Origin of the sequence: Rubritalea sp. (assembly GCF_051252225.1) — a bacterium.
Lineage (GTDB): Bacteria > Verrucomicrobiota > Verrucomicrobiia > Verrucomicrobiales > Akkermansiaceae > Rubritalea.
Window position 1 is genome coordinate 73,955 of record NZ_JBPOGE010000004.1, and the last position, 18,829, is coordinate 92,783.

Annotated in this window: 13 protein-coding genes; 11 read left to right on the top strand and 2 right to left on the bottom strand. The window is 50.3% G+C overall.

Going from position 1 to position 18,829, the window contains the following annotated elements; all coding sequences use genetic code 11:
- The first annotated feature begins 2 nt into the window (after window positions 1-2).
- Window positions 3-929 (top strand): RluA family pseudouridine synthase, encoded by a 927-nt coding sequence (locus tag ACSHX2_RS05690; RefSeq protein WP_435691452.1) that lies wholly within the window; start codon window positions 3-5, stop codon window positions 927-929.
- Between the two features lie 63 nt (window positions 930-992).
- Window positions 993-3,251 carry a tetratricopeptide repeat protein gene (locus tag ACSHX2_RS05695; RefSeq protein WP_435691454.1) on the top strand — a complete coding sequence of 753 codons (2,259 nt, stop codon included), beginning with the start codon at window positions 993-995 and terminating at the stop codon, window positions 3,249-3,251.
- A 178-nt stretch (window positions 3,252-3,429) separates the two neighbouring features.
- Here the strand turns inward: ACSHX2_RS05695 and ACSHX2_RS05700 are convergent, their stop codons facing one another.
- Entirely contained in the window at window positions 3,430-4,413 is a 984-nt protein-coding gene (locus ACSHX2_RS05700) for a malate dehydrogenase (protein ID WP_435691456.1), read from the bottom strand.
- A gap of 92 nt (window positions 4,414-4,505) precedes the next feature.
- Here ACSHX2_RS05700 and ACSHX2_RS05705 point away from each other — a divergent pair, with 92 nt between their 5' ends.
- On the top strand, window positions 4,506-5,735 hold the full coding sequence (locus ACSHX2_RS05705; RefSeq protein ID WP_435691457.1) for an NAD(P)/FAD-dependent oxidoreductase: 1,230 nt from the start codon (window positions 4,506-4,508) through the stop codon (window positions 5,733-5,735).
- Between the two features lie 253 nt (window positions 5,736-5,988).
- Window positions 5,989-6,927: a LysM peptidoglycan-binding domain-containing protein gene (locus ACSHX2_RS05710; protein WP_435691459.1), complete on the top strand. Its 939-nt coding sequence runs from the start codon at window positions 5,989-5,991 to the stop codon at window positions 6,925-6,927.
- Window positions 6,928-7,110: 183 nt separating this feature from the next.
- Here the strand turns inward: ACSHX2_RS05710 and hrpA are convergent, their stop codons facing one another.
- Entirely contained in the window at window positions 7,111-10,809 is a 3,699-nt protein-coding gene (gene hrpA, locus ACSHX2_RS05715; protein ID WP_435691461.1) for an ATP-dependent RNA helicase HrpA, read from the bottom strand.
- Between the two features lie 99 nt (window positions 10,810-10,908).
- Here hrpA and creB point away from each other — a divergent pair, with 99 nt between their 5' ends.
- The 7 genes from creB to ACSHX2_RS05750 all read left to right on the top strand — a co-directional run bounded on the left by creB (window position 10,909) and on the right by ACSHX2_RS05750 (window position 18,825).
- Window positions 10,909-11,604 carry a two-component system response regulator CreB gene (gene creB / locus ACSHX2_RS05720; RefSeq protein WP_435691463.1) on the top strand — a complete coding sequence of 232 codons (696 nt, stop codon included), beginning with the start codon at window positions 10,909-10,911 and terminating at the stop codon, window positions 11,602-11,604.
- Window positions 11,594-13,051: a two-component system sensor histidine kinase CreC gene (gene creC / locus ACSHX2_RS05725; protein WP_435691464.1), complete on the top strand. Its 1,458-nt coding sequence runs from the start codon at window positions 11,594-11,596 to the stop codon at window positions 13,049-13,051. Before creB ends, creC begins: the two co-directional genes overlap by 11 nt.
- The gene (modA, locus tag ACSHX2_RS05730; RefSeq protein WP_435691466.1) at window positions 13,048-13,815 is read left to right on the top strand and encodes a molybdate ABC transporter substrate-binding protein; all 768 of its coding nucleotides are present in this window, start codon (window positions 13,048-13,050) and stop codon (window positions 13,813-13,815) included. The genes creC and modA overlap by 4 nt, the downstream gene beginning before the upstream one ends.
- Before the next feature lie 1,204 nt (window positions 13,816-15,019).
- Window positions 15,020-15,847 carry an ABC transporter permease gene (locus tag ACSHX2_RS05735; RefSeq protein ID WP_435691468.1) on the top strand — a complete coding sequence of 276 codons (828 nt, stop codon included), beginning with the start codon at window positions 15,020-15,022 and terminating at the stop codon, window positions 15,845-15,847.
- A 102-nt stretch (window positions 15,848-15,949) separates the two neighbouring features.
- Entirely contained in the window at window positions 15,950-16,570 is a 621-nt protein-coding gene (locus ACSHX2_RS05740; protein WP_435691470.1) for an ABC transporter ATP-binding protein, read from the top strand.
- A 378-nt stretch (window positions 16,571-16,948) separates the two neighbouring features.
- Complete coding sequence (locus ACSHX2_RS05745) at window positions 16,949-17,815, top strand: DUF5718 family protein (RefSeq protein WP_435691472.1); 867 nt, start codon at window positions 16,949-16,951, stop codon at window positions 17,813-17,815.
- A 143-nt stretch (window positions 17,816-17,958) separates the two neighbouring features.
- Complete coding sequence (locus ACSHX2_RS05750) at window positions 17,959-18,825, top strand: DUF2971 domain-containing protein (RefSeq protein WP_435691474.1); 867 nt, start codon at window positions 17,959-17,961, stop codon at window positions 18,823-18,825.
- Window positions 18,826-18,829: the final 4 nt, after the last annotated feature.

Genomic DNA, 18,829 nt, shown 5'->3' on the forward strand with positions numbered 1-18,829 from the left:
ACATGAAAATCACCGTGGATGACAATACAGGAAAGCGTATCGATGCCTTCCTCAGCACCCAGCTCCCTGAACTATCGCGTGCACGCATTCAGACCTTGCTCAAATCTGGTGATATACGAGTCAATGGCATCCTGACCAAGCCAAAATACTCTATCCTAGTCGGAGATGTCATCACGATAGAAATCCCGGAGCCTGAGCCAGAAGAAGCGCAGCCTGAAGACATTCCGCTTTCCGTTATCTATGAAGACGACGATCTCATCGTCATTAATAAAGACTCAGGCCTCGTAGTCCACCCTGCTGCTGGCAACCTCACTGGCACTCTTGTCAATGCCTTGCTATTCCATTGTGATGGCAACCTCGCCGAAGAAGGTGGAGCAGAACGCCCAGGCATCGTCCATCGACTCGATAAAGACACCTCGGGCTGCATGGTCGCGGCTAAAACGAACTTCGCTCACGTCGCTCTGGTGCAACAATTTAAAGATAGAGAAACGAAGAAGCAGTACTTAGCTATTGTCGAAAAAAAACCGATCAAAGACCAAGACTCTGTGTACACAAACATTGGCCGCCACCCAGTTAACCGACTAAAAATGGCGGTCGTCAATCCAGGCTCTGGCAAGCCAGCTATCACCGATTACCAAAATCTTGGCTACGATGAAGCATCGGATAGTTCACTCATTCATTGCGATCTCCACACCGGTCGCACGCATCAAATTCGCGTCCACATGCTCCACCTCGGTTGCCCTATCATTGGCGACCCTATCTACGCTAAAATCGTACGTCAAAAAGCTCAAACAGGCCGACTCATGCTGCACGCTCGCTGCCTAAGTTTCAATCACCCACGCACCGGTGAGAGAATGACCTTCCGCGCAGACATTCCTAAAGAATTTGAAAAATGGACCGATCGTTTCCCTCTCATCGAGAGCGACTAATCTAATTAGTTAAAAATGGGCTTCCACTCTCTAATCGATTCTCCTACAAGACCCTGCAACCCGATGCGCAGAACTTTCCTCACCTACCTATCCTATTTTTTCCTCGCTCTTACTTCTCTCAATGCTGTTGCAGAAGAGTCTGAAGTAGTGCGCCCGGGAACCATCTTGCTCTCAGCCTACCAAGCCATCAATGAGGGTGAAAAACTCGAGCAGGATCAACTGCCCAAGGATGCGTGGAATAAATACCAGCAAGCCCTTCGCTACTACCAATCACTCGCTGCAGCTCACCCAGCCTGGAAACCACACATTGTACAGGGGCGTATTAAATCAACAAACGATGCAATCAAACGCGTGGAACCGATGGCTCAAAAAGCCTACTTAGCTGAGCAATCGAAGTTACAGGACTTTGTGGATACAGAAACCTCCACTCCACCCGCTCCTAAGAGTACAATCTATAAGTCTTCATCATCCGATCTTGAACAAATCACTAAGCTTAATAATCGGCTCAACGACATGCACCGTAACCTTGAGAAGATAAAAAACCAGCACACTGCTGAAAAGCTCAAGCTTCACCAAGAGATTTCAAAACTCCAAACCGACCTTCGCAAACAAGAGCAAGGACTCGGTGCCGAAAGTACTCAGTCTCGGATGCTCAATGGCCAAATCGCGAGACTCCAACAAGAACTTCGCCAAAGCCAACAACTCGGTCAAAACGACCAACAGAAACTCATAAGCACTATCGATGAACTCCAACGTACTCGCAACGCTCTCGCCACAGCCCCTCTCAGAGCTGATGTTGAAAAGCTAAAACTAGAGAAAGAGAAACAAGAGCAAGAACTCATTTACATCGCCAAGGCCTACCAGCGTGACAAGAAGCTTCTCGAAATTAAGTCTATTGAGAATCTGCAACTCCAGAAAGAAGCGCGTCACGCTAAAGACCAACTCGCAGAGAAAACAAAGCTTCTCGAGCAATCAGAAACCAACACCAAAGCAGTAGTCGCAGCCATGCGCAGCGAGATCCAATCGCTCAAGTCACAGCTCACCGTTTCAGAAGCCAAGCGCCGCGAACAAGATGGTGAAATCAAGAACCTACTTGAGCGACTTTCGCAATCGGAGACAATCGAAGAAGAACTCCGCACCGATCTTGCGAGTATGACCATGGAGCGTGACCAGCTCAGTGAAATGCTCAAACTAAGCGATGCTGACCGAGCAAAAGAGCTCATGAAGGAGAATCTCAGGCTTGGCAAAGAGCTAAGCGTAGCCAAGCGCAACCTGGAACAACTTCACCTTGATAAGAACGCAGCCCTAGACCGCGTCACGCAAGCCGAGACAGATGTCGCCATCGCAAAACAACAACTCATCTATAAGCGCAAAGAAAACATCGAGTTCCGCAAGCGTATTTCAAATCTGGAAGCCACTCTTTCAAATACCCAAGAGAGCCTCAGCTCCATATCTAACAAACCTGTCGTAGACGATGCTGCGCGTGAAGAAGCTGAGCTTCTAAAACAAACAGTCAAACGCCTCATGACTCAGGCGAAGCGCCGTAGACAAGCCGAGAACTTACTCTGGGACGAATACCGCCGCACTTCCCTTATCGACCCCGACTTTGTCGAGCAATACGAAAAAATCGCTGGAGAAGAGATCGAGCTCACTGAACGCGAACGTACAATGCTCACAGTTGCTCAATCCCAAGGCGACTTGCACTTCGCCGGTAGCAATATCGATCAACAGTCACGCGAAATTGCCCAAGCCAAAGCGGATGAAAAAATCGCTGTCCATCACTCCATTGCTCAGCACTGGATCGAAAAAGACAACCTCGAAGTCGCCAAAGAAATCTACGATGAAGCCTACGACACCATTCCAGACTACAGCTTCCTCGTGAACCGAGGTGTTGTCAGACTCAAGCTAGGCGAGTACGAGGACGCAGAAGGTATTTTTGAACTAGGCACCACACAGCGACCGCGTAACCCCTACACCCATTTCATGCTGGGTATGTCGCGTTTTTATCAAGAAAATGACGACCTTGCAGCCAAGTCTATGGACCGTGCTATCGACCTAAAGCCCGACCATAAAGAAGCATTCCTCTTCAGAAGCATCATCGAAGCGCGAAATGGTCGTAACCAGAATGCCCTCGAATTCATCACCAATGCGATCCAGTTAGATCCAGACTACGAAGCCGCATACTTCAATCTCGCCGTACTCCACAACATGATGGGAAATAAGACGAAAGCTGTTAAAGCGTACAATGATGCGCTCAGAGCTGGCCTCGCTCCTAATCTCGAATTCGAGAAAACTATCGGCATCCTTAAAGCGAATAGCTAAGCGTTAGCTTTTAACCCAACAAAACTGGGACTCTGGCGCTCTGCCGAAATCTCAGTGGAATACTTCGTTTGAAGTGTTTGATGAAGCGGTCTACCTCCCCCGATATTTAATTTTCTGTGCATGCGTGCGCCGCATCTGAGATCAGCACGACACACACCTCAGCACGTTAGAATAAGGCCTAAAGCAGTGCAGCCACTGCTTCTTTTTCTGCATTAAGCTCAGCTACAGAGGCATCGATTTTCTCACGAGAAAATGCGTTTACCTCCACACCTTCGACCACGCTCCATGACTTCCCGTCTTCTGTGCGAATCGGCATTGAGGCGATTAAGCCTGCATCGATTCCATAGGAACCTGGAGAGCACACACCCACGCTAAACCAATCTCCAGCAGGAGTCGGTGTAGTAAGGCCCTTCACTGTATCGACAACACCATTAGCTGCAGATGCAGCGGAGGATGCTCCACGCGCCTTAATAATAGCGGAGCCACGTTGCTGCACCGCTGGGATAAATGTTTCTTTCAACCAAGCTTCATCACCGATCACCTCGGCAGCAGAAACTCCATTGATCTTTGCACTATAAAAATCTGGGTACTGAGTGGAGGAATGGTTCCCCCAGATACACAGGTTAGAGACTGCGGAGCTATGCACTCCAGCCTTCACTGCAAGTTGGCTCTTTGCACGATTCTCATCTAACATAGTCATCGCGAAGAATCGGTCATTAGGAACTCCGCTAGCATGGCGCATAGCAATCAGGCAATTCGTATTACAAGGATTTCCCACTACTAGAACGCGGACATCATCAGCCGCTGAGCGCCCAATGGCTTCACCCTGCCCTGTGAAAATCTTGCCGTTGATACCAAGCAAATCATTGCGCTCCATTCCATCTTTACGTGGTACAGACCCAACTAGAAACGCCCAATTAGCCCCTTTAAATCCCTCATCTAGATCCGCCGTGCTTACGACTTCTCTTAATAAAGGAAACGCACAATCATCGAGCTCCATCACCACGCCTTGTAGAGCAGGCAAGACTGGTTCTATTTCGATAAGTCTGAGATTTACAGGCTGATCAGGACCAAACATCGCTCCTGAAGCAATGCGAAAAAGTAGTGCGTAACCAATCTGGCCAGCAGCACCAGTAACAGAAATAGTAATAGGAGTATTCATATTTGAATCTAACATAGTCATCCACACACCCTCGTCAACTTCACTCTCGCCGAAACATTGACTAATGCCAAACGGCTGCTAAACCCCAATCTATGTACGACCTCATCACCATTGGCGGCGGTGCTGCTGGATTTTTTGGCTCCATCACAGCTGCCGAGAATGGAGCTAGCAAAGTTCTCATACTCGAGAAATCGCCAAACCTGCTGGGCAAGGTCAAAATTTCTGGTGGTGGCCGTTGTAATGTCACCCATCACTGCTTCGATCCAAAGGAACTCAGCAAGTTTTATCCACGTGGCGAAAAGTCGCTCATTGGCCCACTCCACCGCTGGAGTGCTAAGGACACTGTCGAATGGTTCGAATCCAGAGGTGTTGATCTTAAGACGGAATCTGACGGTCGCATGTTCCCCACTACAGATAGCTCTCAAACGATTATCGATTGCCTCCTCAAGGCAGCCAAAAGCTCTGATGTAGAAATCGAAACCTCGAACGGAGTCAAATCTATCGAAACCCACGAGGACGCATCCCCCCCCTATTTTACTCTCACTACCGATAAGGGTGAGGAACTCCAGACCCGCTGTGTACTCTTAGCCACCGGAGGCACTAGACTCAAAGCCGGAGCCGTGATTGCTGAGCAATTAGGCCACACTTTAGAACCAGCAGTCCCTTCCCTCTTCACCTTCAAAATCGTCCACCCACTTCTCACCGACCTTCCTGGACTCTCAGTTGCCGAAACTCAGGTAGAGGTGGAACACACAAAACTCAGCTCTAAAGGCCCCCTCCTCATTACTCACTGGGGAGTCAGCGGACCAGGTATTCTCCGCCTCTCAGCGTGGGGAGCACGCATACTTGCGGACAAAGATTACACCTTCACTCTCAGCGTCAACTGGCTACCTAACACCAATGTAGCTGAGCAGATCACCAGCCTACGCAGTGATTGGGGCAAGCGCCAGCTCTCCACACGTTGTCCCTTCGAAGAAATTCCAAAACGACTCTGGACCAGAATGTTAGAGGTGGCTGAAATCCCTGCAACTCAAACGTGGGCACAATTATCAAAACCCCACGCCCAGGCACTCAGTGACATACTCAACCGCTGTAAACTCCCAGTTTTAGGAAAAAGCCTTAACAAAGACGAATTTGTTACAGCAGGCGGTGTAAACCTGAAAGAGATAAACCTCAAAACAATGGAGAGCAAATGCACTCCTGGGCTCTTCTTCGCCGGAGAGGTCATGAATATCGATGGCATCACTGGCGGCTTCAACTTTCAAAACGCTTGGATGAGCGGTCACCACGCAGGCATGGCCATTGCAGAGCGCTCTTGGTAAAGACCATCTAACTCCCGTCTCACACTTCTCAGCCCACTTCGGTGGGCTTTTTTGTGTTCATTTTCCTAAAAGTTTTTAAAATAACTGTCTTAACTTAAATATCCTTGTGAAAATATAGCGACAATTCCTCGAGTATTTCACACTATATTCAGACCATTTATTCGATAAAATAAGGACTAACTGACTAAGTCTCTAATATTCATTGAATTTCAACATTTACAAACGAATGTTTTTAAGAAAGTATTATTACGTTATGAAACCCAAGACCCTTATCACCACGGCTCTCATCGCATCGTTGAGCCCACTGGCTACCGCCGCGACATCAACAGAATCCCTTCGTGCTAAGTGCAATGCACAGGAACTCACTATCAATGAGCTCGAAAAAGAGGTCGATAAACTCCATGCACTTCTTGCTAAGAACAACGCGGCACCACAGGTCGCTAAATCGACAGCAAGCAAAAGCACCCAAGCTGCGCCACAATCCGTTGGCAGCTACACGGTTCGTTCAGGCGACACATTCAGCAAGATCGCCAAGAAGAATAAGATCTCTCTCTCTACCTTGGTTAACGCCAACAAAAGCGTGAACCCGAACCGCCTCAGTGTCGGTCAAACTATCAATCTACCTGGCGCTGTCCCTAAAACAGCAGCTATTGAATCCGCTTCAGCGAAAGCTGAAGTTCTTCCAGCTGTAGTCCCAGCTTCGACAGCTATCCCTGTACCTAAACCGGTAGTTGCGGCCAAAACAGCGACCAAGACATACACCGTTCAAAAAGGTGACAGCCTTTACAAGATCGCCCGTGAAAACGGCACTTCAGTGGCAAACATCCTTGAAATGAATCAAGGCCTCAATCCTAACAGACTGAGTATTGGTCAGAATATCAATCTCACTTCAAATGCCAGCTCAGCAGCTCCCAAAAAAGCTCCAGCCATAGCAGCGACGAAGCCAGCGCCTCAGAAAAAGGAAGTTGCTAAGCAGCCAGCTCCGAAACCAGCCACACAGCAAGTAGTTTACGCACCTAAGCAAGTAAAGGTACGCACCGTTTCCGTGACTCGCCAAATGACTTTCGGAGAGTTCGCTTCAGCACATGGCTCAAGCGTTGAAAAAATCAATGAAATGAATGGTCTCAAACTCACCAAGAGTACTGTACTCGCTCAGGGTTCAGAACTCTACATTCCTAACATTCAGCTCTAACCGATGACTCCCTAAAAATTCCCCCTTAGGTTTCTAACATTATAAAAACGCCCAGAAGTGTATCACTTCTGGGCGTTTTTTATGAATGTTTCAGCCCTCATGCCTTCATTACCGACACCCCAAAAAAAGTAATGCACAATACAATTAAGTTAGTAAGACAAAGTGATGCCTTTATCACGATGGCTAACTAAAAACGGCTCCCTGATTCGTCAGCATTATTCGAAGTTTTTTCTCACTCAGAGCTCCAGGCATCTGCATGCTTGGGGCAAATAACACGACTCTCAGCATTTCGACGTAATAACCAGATTCTATCAGTGCCCTATCAAGCTTACGGGTCTTCCATTGATCCATCCATGGAAGGTAGATGTCTAACACTCTATCCATTTTCTCTAGATCCTTCACGACTGGATGAGCCTTCAGTCGCTGCACACGCTCAAGCATTCCTTTGAAAAACAACGCGTAATTAAGTAGGTTTTTCGACCCAGCTTGTTCGCCGAACCCGTCACGGAACAGCCAGTTAACCTGCTCCTGAATATCCTCTACCACTTCTTCAAAATTAGGATTAGAGCGATGTTCCTCTAACCACGTTTCTATTTCACGGTAGTCTGCAATTGCTGAAGAGAGTGCCCCACACACCTCCTCCGCGTGCACATAGAGATCTCCGCGACCATCATCAGCCAGCGTAAGAAATTCACCCTGGTTTCTAGGGAGTTGCTTAGCAAAACAACGAGCAACGATTGCACGCAGTAACACAGACTGGCTCATCCCCTTAGAACCCAAGTGAGGCAGATACATCTGCGCCTCCATACTCAAGGGCATTTGCTTAGAAATGTACTTCGCGTGATCGGTATTGCGGAATAAGAACAAACGGATACAGCCTTGAAGATGAGAAAACTCAGCCTCATTTTGATCTGAAAAGACTTTCACGCTCACCCCGTCACCATCGTCCACTAAGGCGGGGAAACCCACACCGCGTGGAGACTCCACCCGCTCAGGTAGATCGTCGCACTCCCACGCTTTCATCCCAGAAAATTCGAACTCCGCTCCAGTCTCTTCCTCAAACCGCTCCGTCATCATTCCTCGCAGCGAATCTTGTAACTCAGCGGCATCATAGCCCATCGCTAGTTCCTCGCCTTCCTCATCGTACACCCAGACCTTCATCCGCAGCTCGTCAGGAAGTTTGTCCACCTGGAACATTCCAGCATCGATTCTGACTCGAGCACGCTCCGTCAGAAATTCTGCTAGTTCTTGATAGAGACTCTGGCGCGGTGTCCTATATTCCCAGTCATCGGCGAATGCTCGCGCACTCTGAGCAGCTGGATTACAGGCAATACGCTGACTCTTTGGCAGCGACTTTATCAACAACAGTGTTCTCTCCTCTAACTGCCCCATCACGCCCCACTCCGGAAGCCATGTTGGGAAAGTAGAAAGAAGGTCAAGACTCACACCCACAGTCACTCCGTCATCGCTCTCAGCTGGAGCCACACGGTAGTAAAGCGGGTAAGCATCCTCACCGTAATACAGCTCATCTGGATAGAGTGAAACGTCTGGCAACTCACCATAAATAAAATCCTCAGTCGTTGGCTTCAGCTCAGCGGCATGCTTTGTCATCCAGCGCCAAAACTGCTTTGCGGTACACATTTCAGCCGGAAGTGCCTGCTCGAAATACTCCACCACAGCCTCTTCGCTCCAAATTCCATCACGACGGCGCAGCTTCACCTCCATGCTCTCGATACCGGTTTTAAAGCCTTCTATCAGCTCTAACACCTCAGGCTTCTTCTTCATTCCACCACCGAGCAAGCCTTCACGAATAAATACCGTGTGGGCTGCCTTCGGGTCTATTTTTCCAAAATGCACATTGCGGCCAGCGACAATGGTGAGACCACTGCAAACCACGATCTCTTTCGCATACACGGCCCCTTGCTTCTTATCCCAGACAGCACCGTGAAAGCGACTCCGACAAAGCTGCGGAGCTACCTCCTCTAACCAAAGTGGATTTAGCTTCGCCACGCGTCTCGCCCAGAGCCGAGTCGTGTCCACCATCTCATAAGCTAGAATCCACTCTAAAGGCTTCTTCTTTCCGAACAATCCAGAGCCGGGGAAAATGGCAAACTCGCGCCCGCCCGCACCTTTGTACCCACGCTTCTCTTTATCATACAGACCCACCTGCCGTGGCATTCCGCATAATAAAGCTTTATGCAGCGCATCATAGTCCACCGAAAGGCTATCGCCCTCTTTCATCACATGAGTGTGCCAGCGAAATGCTTCACGGCTTAACACAGCAAGCTCATGGTGCAGATTCCCCCACTCTAACACGCGACGGAAATTCACAAAGCGCTGGCGGCAGAACTTCCTCAGCTGATTTTGCTTCCACTTCCGCCCCTCTTTAAACTGTTGCAGATCACACCACAAATGGAGCAGAGACATGAAATCTGAATCCTCATCCTGCCATTTCTTATGGGCTGTATCTGCCTCCTTCGCCTTATCAGCAGGACGCTCGCGTGGATCCATGATACTCAGACCACTGACAATCACCAGCATCGCGTCCAGACAACCACGGTATTTAGACTCGATCAGCATTTTACCCAGACGTGGCTCGACCGGAATCCGGGCCAGCTGACGACCGGTGTTAGTAAGCTCATTCGCGGAGTCGATCGCATCGATCTCGCGCAGCGTCTGATAGCCCTCGCTGATGTGCTTGCTCGACGGCGGATCTAAAAATGGGAAATCTTCTATCGCAGCCAACCCAAGCGACTTCATTCGCAAGATCACTCCAGCCAGCGAGGAACGACGAATCTCTGGGTCTGTGAACTCCGAACGAGCATCGAAATCTTCTTCCTCATACAGACGGACACAGACACCTTCACTGACACGACCACAGCGACCCTTACGCTGGTTCGCGCTTGCTTGTGAGGTTTTCTCCACCTGCAGCCTCTGCACCTGACGCGCTGGACTCCAGCGACTCACTCTAGCCACCCCGGTGTCCACTACATAGACAATCCCTGGAATAGTCAGTGAGGTCTCAGCCACATTAGTCGCCAACACCACCCTGCGGCGTGAGCCGTCCGGACTAAATACTTTTTGTTGGTCAGAGAGACCCAAGCGCGCGAACAAGGGAAGAATCTCCGTCCCCCCCCATTGCCGACCGTCTAACACGTCGACGCACTCGCGGATCTCTCTCTCGCCCGGTAGAAACACCAAAATATCGCCCTGACGATCAACTCTGGAAATGTATTCAATGGATCGCGCCACGTGCCGCGCCATGTCCTCGCTTTGCTCACGTGGTAAATACTCAGTCTCTACAGGGAAGGTGCGCCCTTCCACGTGAATCACTGGAGCATCATTAAAAAATTCGGCAAAGCCGCCAGCATCCAAGGTTGCTGAGGAAATCAGCACTTTCAGATCAGGGCGGCGCTCTAACAAGATCTTCAAATACCCCAGCAGAAAGTCAATATTTAGACTGCGCTCGTGCGCCTCATCGATAATCAGTACCGAGTACTGCGAGAGCTCGGTATCACCCTGCGTCTCAGCCAGCAGAATACCATCAGTCATGAATTTGACCTTGGTGGACTTACTCGTATTATCTTGGAATCGAACCTGATAACCCACTTCTTGACCGAGCTGGACTTTCATCTCCTCAGCCACCCGCTTTGACACACTCGCGGCGGCCAGTCGTCTCGGTTGGGTACAGCCAATACGGCCTTTCACCCCAAGCTCCTGCGCATATTCTAGCGCCATTTTAGGCAACTGCGTGGTCTTTCCTGAGCCCGTGTCACCGACCACCACAATCAGCTGATGCTTGTGAATAGCCTCAAGTATGGTCTCGCGCTCCCGGCTCACAGGAAGTGAAGGATACGTAATCTGAAGTTTCTGGCCGTGCATGGGTGCTGCAAGAGGGCTACAGATCACACAGAAATTCAAGAAAGAGATGCAAAATCTAGCTAGTAAGCCGCTGAAAACTCTCTAGCATTTCCTTCATCCATGCAGAACCCGCACATTCTGATCGTCGAAGACGAACATTCCATCGCCGAAAATCTCATCTACGCTCTGGAAACCGAGAACTTTTCCACCACCCACCTAGCCACTGGCGGTGAGGTCGTGCCACTCATGCAGTCTCAAGACTTTGACTTCCTCGTTCTCGATGTCGGCCTACCGGACATCCTAGGCTTCGAAGTCTGTAAACAAGTCCGCCAGTTCAGCTCCATCCCCATTCTTTTTCTCACCGCACGTGACTCAGAGATCGACCACGTCCTCGGGCTCGAGCTTGGGGCAGACGACTACGTCACTAAGCCCTTCAGCCCGCGCGAACTCGCAGCTCGTATCAGAGCTATCTTGCGCCGCACCCAGCTCGCCCCGGTTCTTCCAGAGACATCGTCCTGCTTGTTAGAGCACGATGCCAGATCGATGAGTATTCACTGTGCAGGTAGCCTGCTCGACCTCACAGCACATGAGTATAAATTGCTGGCCACCTTCATGTCTCAGCCCGGTCGCACCTTTACCCGTGACCAATTGTTAGAAAGCGCCTGGCAGGATCCAGGTTCAGCCATGGACCGTACCGTTGACGCACACATCAAGTCACTCCGTGCCAAGCTTAGAGACGCCTCAGAGCTTTGCTCAGAAGTCATCCAAACCCGCCGCGGCCTAGGCTATTGCTTCCACCAGCCTGATGAAAATTGATCTCTTTGCCCCAGTTCGCATCACCCGGTCCGTCACCGCCTTGGTGGCCACTGTCTCCTTATTTGGTTTCTATTCACTCTATAAAAACCTCACCGACGAACTAGAGAATCAGACATTCCAAGCAACCGAGGAAGTACTCGTAGAAACCGTCCACCTCTTTGCCGCGCATCTAGAAACCCACCTCGGGGAGTTCGACACCCTCAATCATGAAGCCCTCGAAAAATCATTTTCAAAAGCGAAAGAGCACCAGTTTATCGCCGACATCCATGGCTTCCAAAAAACCAAAGTAGGACTCAACTTCTACCTCACAGACACCGCCGGTCAGATCCTTTTTGATTCAGGAAGACCGCAGAGAATCGGTGCCGACTATTCTCAGCATAATGATGTATTCCTCGCCCTCAAGGACACCTACGCAGTGCGTTCCTCACGCGAGAAAGAGAACGACTCGAAGAGCTCTATACTCTACGTCGCGGCACCCATCAAAAATGCGAACAATAATATCATCGGGGCCATCTCGGTCTATAAAGCACAAAATGATGTTCTCCCATTCATCGCCAAGCGCCACCGCAACATCCTTCTTTCGCTCGCCTTCATTGGCAGTGGCATCGCTCTCTTCATCATAGCCGTCTTCATCTGGCTGTTTCGCCCACTCGGTAAGCTGACAGAATACGCCCGCGCGATTAATCGCGGTGAACGCCCACGCTACCCAAGCCTAGGAAAAAGTCGCGAAGCCAACACCCTGGGCCGCGCCCTCCGCGACATGAGAGCCTCGCTCGATGGCCGTCGCTACATGGAACACTACACCCAGATGCTGACCCATGAACTGAAATCACCACTCGCCGCCATCCAAGGAGCTGCCGAGTTGTTAGAAGAAGACATGCCCGCTGAGCAACGAAACAAATTTCTAAATAACATCCGTAAGGAAACTAAGCGCTCCACAGAAATTATCGACGGCCTCCTCCAGCTCTCACGTCTCGAAGCTGAACAAGAGCTCCATCAGCTCCACCCGGTAGAGCTCGCTCCACTCTTTAGCGAACTCCAGACCCACATGCGTTCACGACTGGAGGCCAAACAAATCACTCTAGAAATCGACTGTCCACCGACACTCCGCGTCAATGGTGATGAAATGATGTTAGAGACTGCCATCGCAAACCTACTTGAAAATGCTATCGAGTTCTCACCCCAAAATAGTGAAATTGCACTCAGTGCCGAGGCTCTAGAAAATCGCGTGAAAATCACTGTGCTCGATCAAGGACCCGGCCTAGCCGACTTTGTAAAAGACCGAGCCTTCGAACACTTTTTCTCACTCCGCGAAGAAGGGAAAGGAAGCGGACTCGGACTCGTCTTTGTCAAAGAAGTCGCCCAACTTCATTCAGGCGAAGTCACCCTAGAAAACCACCCCAGCGGTGGAGCCATTGCCACCATCACTCTCCCTCAGAGCGCATGAAGCACCCACTCGCCATACTGAGTCTTTTGCTCGGGATACTCGTTATCTGCCTCATTATACTCAGGCTGCGTTCATCTGACAGCGCCGCACCATCACTCACACTCTATTGCGCCGCAGGATTACAGGCACCCATCGAAGAAATTGTAAATGACTACAAGCGCGAGACCGGAACCTCCATCCACGTCATCTACAATGGCTCAGGTGCCCTCCTCTCACAGCTCCAGCTAGGCCAGGGAGACCTCTACCTCCCCGCCAATCAGACCTATATCGAAATGGCGAACGACTACCTCGATGCTCCAACCACTCCAGTTGTCGAGCAACAGGCAGTCATCGTCGTGCACCAGTCTAACCAATCGATCCATTCCATCGCCGACCTAGCCAACGCGGATGTAAGAATCTCCTTTGCCGAAGACTCCGCCGCTATCGGCAAACATGCCAAAACTCTCCTCCAGCAGCACCAACTCTGGGACACCATCAGCCCACAAATCGTCGTCTACAAGCCCACCGTCAATGGTGTAATCGAAGACGTCGCCCTCCAATCAGTCGATGCCACCATCGCATGGAAGAACACCGCCCTCAATTTATCCAAGGTCAAAACAATCGACAGCCCAGAGCTACTCTCCACCCCACAGCACGCAACCATCTCGGTCCTAAAATCCTCCCAAAGCAAAGCCGAGGCCCAAAAGTTCATCAACTTCCTCACATCAGCACCCTCCAGCCAAAACACCTTCAAAAACCACCATTTCAACCCAGCAAAACCCTAGTCTCCTAAACGCACAATTTTCCAAACGCACAATTCCCAAATGCACAATTTCCCACCAAACAACTCCTCTCCCCACCAACAAGAGGCTGAAGGCCTCACTCATACCAGCCTAGGGTAAGCGCAACGCGCGCAACCCTAGGTCCCCAGATTAGCACAAAGACGACCAAGCCAACCAACCCCGCCACAGAACACGCCTACCCGCAGGTCGCCCAAAAAGAATAGATCCCAACAGATTCCCACTCCTCCCAAACTCAACCTTGCTCCAAACAACTCCTCTCCCCACCAACAAGAGGCTGAAGGCCTCACTCATACCAGCCTAGGGTAAGCGCAACGCGCGCAACCCTAGGTCCCCAGATTAGCACAAAGACGACCAAGCCAACCAACCCCGCCACAGAACACGCCTACCCGCAGGTCGCCCAAAAAGAATAGATCCCAACAGATTCCCACTCCTCCCAAACTCAACCTTGCTCCAAACAACTCCTCTCCCCACCAACAAGAGGCTGAAGGCCTCACTCATACCAGCCTAGGGTAAGCGCAAGGCGCACAACCCTAGGTCCCCAGATTAGCACAGAGACGACCAAGCCAATCAACCCCGCCACAGATCAAGCCCACCCGCAGGTCGATCAAAGAGAATAGATCCCAACAGATTCCCACTCCTCCCAAACTCAACCTTCCTCCAAACAACTCCTCTCACCACCCACAAGAGGCTGAAGGCCTCACTCATACCAGCCTAGGGTAAGCGCAACGCGCGCAACCCTAGGCCCCTAGATTAGCACAAAGACGACCAAGCCAACCAACCCCGCCACAGAACACGCCTACCCGCAGGTCGCCCAAAAAGAATAGATCCCAGCAGATTCCCACTCCTCCCAAACTCAACCTTGCTCCTAACAACTCCTCTCCCCACCAACAAAAGGCTGAAGGCCTCACTCATACCTGCCTAGGGTAAGCGCAACGCGCGCAACCCTAGGTCCCCAGATTAGCACAAAGACGACCAAGCCAATCAACCTCGCCACAGAACACGCCAACCCGCAGGTCGCCCCACATCGCGACCAAGCGGTGCTACCCTACATTCGAACGTTCAGACTTGTTACACTCCGTAGCAGCCAGTGACCTAACACGTAAAACATAACACCTAAAACAGGAGCGCAGCGACAAGAACGACACTAGACACATCCCCCCGCTTCGCTAGTCTCGCCCCACCATCCATGCCGACGCAGCCACCAGACAGACCCAGCATCCGCTCAGACAAACCGTTCTTTGCGACCCTCGTTGGCTTCACGGCACTCTACGGCATCCTCATCCTCCTCCTCGTCGCAGCCAGCGCTAGCTACATCACCTGGGATGACCTGCTAACCGCAGTCCGCAGTGAGTCCATTCAGCAATCACTGACACTCACCTTCCTCACCTGCACGGTCTCCGCCATCCTCGCACTCATTTTCGCCGTCCCCATCGGCTACACCCTCTCCCGATTTCGTTTCAAGGGTCGCACCTTGTTAGACACCCTTCTCGACATCCCCATCATCCTCCCGCCACTTGTCGTGGGACTTAGCCTACTCATTCTATTCAATTCCTTTCCCACCCAAGAAAGTTCCCTAGAAAAATGGCTCAACGCGCAAGGCCTCCACGTCACCTTTCACATCCCCGCCATCATCCTAGCCCAGTTCACCATCTCCGCCGCGTTCGCCGTGCGCAGCATGAAAAACACCTTTGAACAGATCTCTCCCCGTTCGGAAATGGTCGCCCTCACCCTAGGCTGCAATCGCGCCCAAGCCTTCTGGCGCGTCGCACTCCCACAAGCAGGCCGAGGCGTCCTCGCCGCTGGAGTCCTCGCCTGGGCCCGCGCCCTCGGAGAGTTCGGCCCCATCCTTGTCTTCGCCGGAGCCACCCGCGGTCGTACCGAAGTCCTAGCCACCTCCGTCTTCCTAGAAATCAACATCGGCAACCTCGGCGGAGCTGCCGCCGTCTCGCTCATCCTCATCACCCTAGCCATCGCCACCATCCTCACCATCCGCATCGCCGGAGATAGGAAGTGAGAAGTGAGAAATTTCCAACCACACCACAGGCCACACCTACATCATCCAGGTACTTAAAACATAACACATAAAACCTAAAACAACGCCGCAGGCGTCAAAACATTGTTAAAAGTCTCCAACCTCTCCATCACCTCAGGTAACTTCCAGCTCGAATCCATCAACTTCGAGATTCCGGAAGCCCATTCGCTTGCCCTCATGGGAACCTCTGGCTCGGGAAAAACCACCATCATGGAAGCCGTCTGCGGTTTACGCAAAGTGACGGCAGGCAGTATCGTGTTAGATGGTCGGGACATCACCCACCTCAGACCTGCCGAGCGCCACGTTGCTCTCGTCCCACAGGACAACGCCCTCTTTCCTCACCTCACCGTCCGCGAACATCTCTGCTTCGGCCCCAGTATCCAAAAATGGAACACCGAACGCATCCACCAGCGAGTCGATGAACTCGCGAAAGAACTCGGCATCACCCACCTACTCGACCGCAAACCCGCAATGCTCTCCGGCGGCGAGTCCAAACGCGTCGCACTCGGCCGCGCCCTCGCTACGCGCCCGAAACTCCTCTGTCTCGACGAAGCCCTCACTGGCCTAGACGACACCACACACGCGGAAACTCTCGATGCCATCAAATCCACCATCGAGCGCGAAAAGATCACCACCCTCCACATCACCCATTCCCAACAAGAAGCCCAACAACTCTCCCACACCATCCACGATCTCACGAAGTGAGGAAAAAGTGAGCAGGAAAAAGTGAGCAGGAAAAAGTGAGCAGGAAAAAGTGAGAAGTGAGAAGTGAGAAGTGAGAAGTGAGAAGTGAGAAGTGAGAAGTGAGAAGTGAGAAGTGAGAAGTGAGAAGTGATCCAATGTATACGAAACCTCTAAGCAACAATAAAACCCTCCATCCCCCCATAAATCTCTACACCAGAAGCAATAGTTACAATCTGCTACTATGAGGGCAACTATCGTTTCATCATGCCGGCACTTCGCACTTTTTCCTTATCACTTCACACTCCACCAAAGGTGGATCCACTCCGCCTAGGGCGTCAAAATGACACCACAGGCGTAATAACACTTTATCCTTCTCCCTTTTTCCTTTCTCCTTAACCCATGAATCTCACCACTCTTTCAGATCTAACAAATGGCCAGGACTGGATCGGTCTCGGTATCGCGGGCAACCAAGCCGAACACCTCGACCAGGCGGGCGAAGCCGATGATTTTAAGGAAGTCATCGCACCAGAAAATGCGCCAAAAGGGATTTTCCCGTGGCACATCCCAAACTTCCCTAGTTTCCTCAGCACCAATCCACTCTCACACGATACCCTATCAAACAACTGCGAAGGTTACCTCCAGCCAGAACCAGAAATCGCACTCGTTCTAGAATTCCATTACTCTGAATCAGCTGGCCAATTGTTAGACAAAGTATCCGTCCTCGGTTTCAGTGCCTTCAACGATTGCTCACGCCGCGTCAACGAACCCAAAATCAGCCTCAAGAAAAATTGGGGAGCAGCCTCCCAGGGCATGGCAAAAGATATCCTCCCGATCAATGACTTCACCACCACTGGCGGCACTATCGATAACTACCGCCTCGCCTGCTATCTCAAGCGCGATGGCGAGCTCCTCCAATACGGTAAAGACACCGCCGTCTCTGACTATTGTTACTTAAACCAAACTCTCGTCGACTGGATCGTCAACCAAATCAACACCCAGACCGACCACGGCCCGCTCGAGCCATTGAACGAAATGCTCACCGACAGCAAGCCAGCCTACGGCGTCATCGCCATCGGCGCCACCTGCTACTCAGATTTCGGCAACAGCGACCAACGCTTCCTCCGAGAAAACGACGAAATTTTCGTCATCGCTTACGACTCCAACCAGCACAACAGTTCGTCTATCGAAAATGCCCTAACAAACAACACAACGCTCACCAACGACGGCTCCCTCCTCATCCTCCAACAGTCCGTAACCACAATTTAAATTTTAGTAAATCCTCCCCTCCACAACACTTGTCAATAAGGTGAGATAGGCACGTATAACAACCATTGTTTCATATGGACTACACATGGTAATAATTCTAACTATACTACCTAAAAGACCAACTAGCCCTCAATACTCCAATTATGTCGAATGATTCTATACCATCTACTTTGATGCGTTATGGAGGCTCATGGCTTTTAAATGACCTTTTACATGAAAGAATGTCTGCTTCAAAAGTATCAAAATTTAATGATCCATTTGAAGCGAATGTTAAATCAATTGGTTCATTCTCCAATGCAGCTAAGAATAGAGTTTCTAAAAAAATGGAAGCCGAATTAATGCGGTTTTACATGAGCAAGAAACCTCACCTCAAACCAAAAGACGCGAAAAAGAAAGCACGCAAACAACTTCAACGTAAAAGTCACACTTTCAATTACTGTAATAAAGGTACAGAAAAAATATTTAATAAGGAAGACAGCCATAAAATAATCGAAAAAACCTCTAGAATAATCTGCTTTGTTGACCCAAATGTAACTCCGATAGATGACACCAGAATGTGGGGGTATTACTCAGATAATCATACTGGTTCTAGGGTTCATCTTCACACTCACTTCTTCAAATGTGCAGGATTGAATATAAAAAAGGTAGACTATTTAAACTCTCCACCTGAAGTAAATTTCACACTCCAGTATGAACCGAAGTACATTGACGAATATGAGAAAAGCCTATCTAAGATCATCTTCACTAAAAGTCTGGCATGGCAACACGAAAACGAAATACGGGTTTTCTGCCTTTTGCAGTTAATTAGTATTCAAAAAGGAGAGGACGGTGAAGACCGAGATTTCATACATCTTTCACCTTTTGCAATTTCTCGGATAGACATCGGGATTAAAGCTGGAGGAGATCTTGAAAAAGCCAAACAACTTCAAAAGATCAATCCCACAATTCTAATTTATCGTACAGTCATGCCAAGCGGTGAGTACTACCCTTGCTACGAGCTAGTAACCTAATACC

What these genes read in the sequence shown, in the direction of transcription:
- ACSHX2_RS05710 (WP_435691459.1), top strand. Translation starts at nt 5,989, where the DNA reads ATGAAACCCAAGACCCTTATCACCACGGCTCTCATCGCATCGTTGAGC.
- ACSHX2_RS05735 (WP_435691468.1), top strand. Translation starts at nt 15,020, where the DNA reads ATGCCGACGCAGCCACCAGACAGACCCAGCATCCGCTCAGACAAACCG.
- ACSHX2_RS05750 (WP_435691474.1), top strand. Translation starts at nt 17,959, where the DNA reads ATGTCGAATGATTCTATACCATCTACTTTGATGCGTTATGGAGGCTCA.
- ACSHX2_RS05690 (WP_435691452.1), top strand. Translation starts at nt 3, where the DNA reads ATGAAAATCACCGTGGATGACAATACAGGAAAGCGTATCGATGCCTTC.
- ACSHX2_RS05695 (WP_435691454.1), top strand. Translation starts at nt 993, where the DNA reads ATGCGCAGAACTTTCCTCACCTACCTATCCTATTTTTTCCTCGCTCTT.
- ACSHX2_RS05705 (WP_435691457.1), top strand. Translation starts at nt 4,506, where the DNA reads ATGTACGACCTCATCACCATTGGCGGCGGTGCTGCTGGATTTTTTGGC.
- creB (WP_435691463.1), top strand. Translation starts at nt 10,909, where the DNA reads ATGCAGAACCCGCACATTCTGATCGTCGAAGACGAACATTCCATCGCC.
- hrpA (WP_435691461.1), bottom strand. Translation starts at nt 10,809, where the DNA reads ATGCACGGCCAGAAACTTCAGATTACGTATCCTTCACTTCCTGTGAGC.
- modA (WP_435691466.1), top strand. Translation starts at nt 13,048, where the DNA reads ATGAAGCACCCACTCGCCATACTGAGTCTTTTGCTCGGGATACTCGTT.
- ACSHX2_RS05700 (WP_435691456.1), bottom strand. Translation starts at nt 4,413, where the DNA reads ATGAATACTCCTATTACTATTTCTGTTACTGGTGCTGCTGGCCAGATT.
- creC (WP_435691464.1), top strand. Translation starts at nt 11,594, where the DNA reads ATGAAAATTGATCTCTTTGCCCCAGTTCGCATCACCCGGTCCGTCACC.
- ACSHX2_RS05745 (WP_435691472.1), top strand. Translation starts at nt 16,949, where the DNA reads ATGAATCTCACCACTCTTTCAGATCTAACAAATGGCCAGGACTGGATC.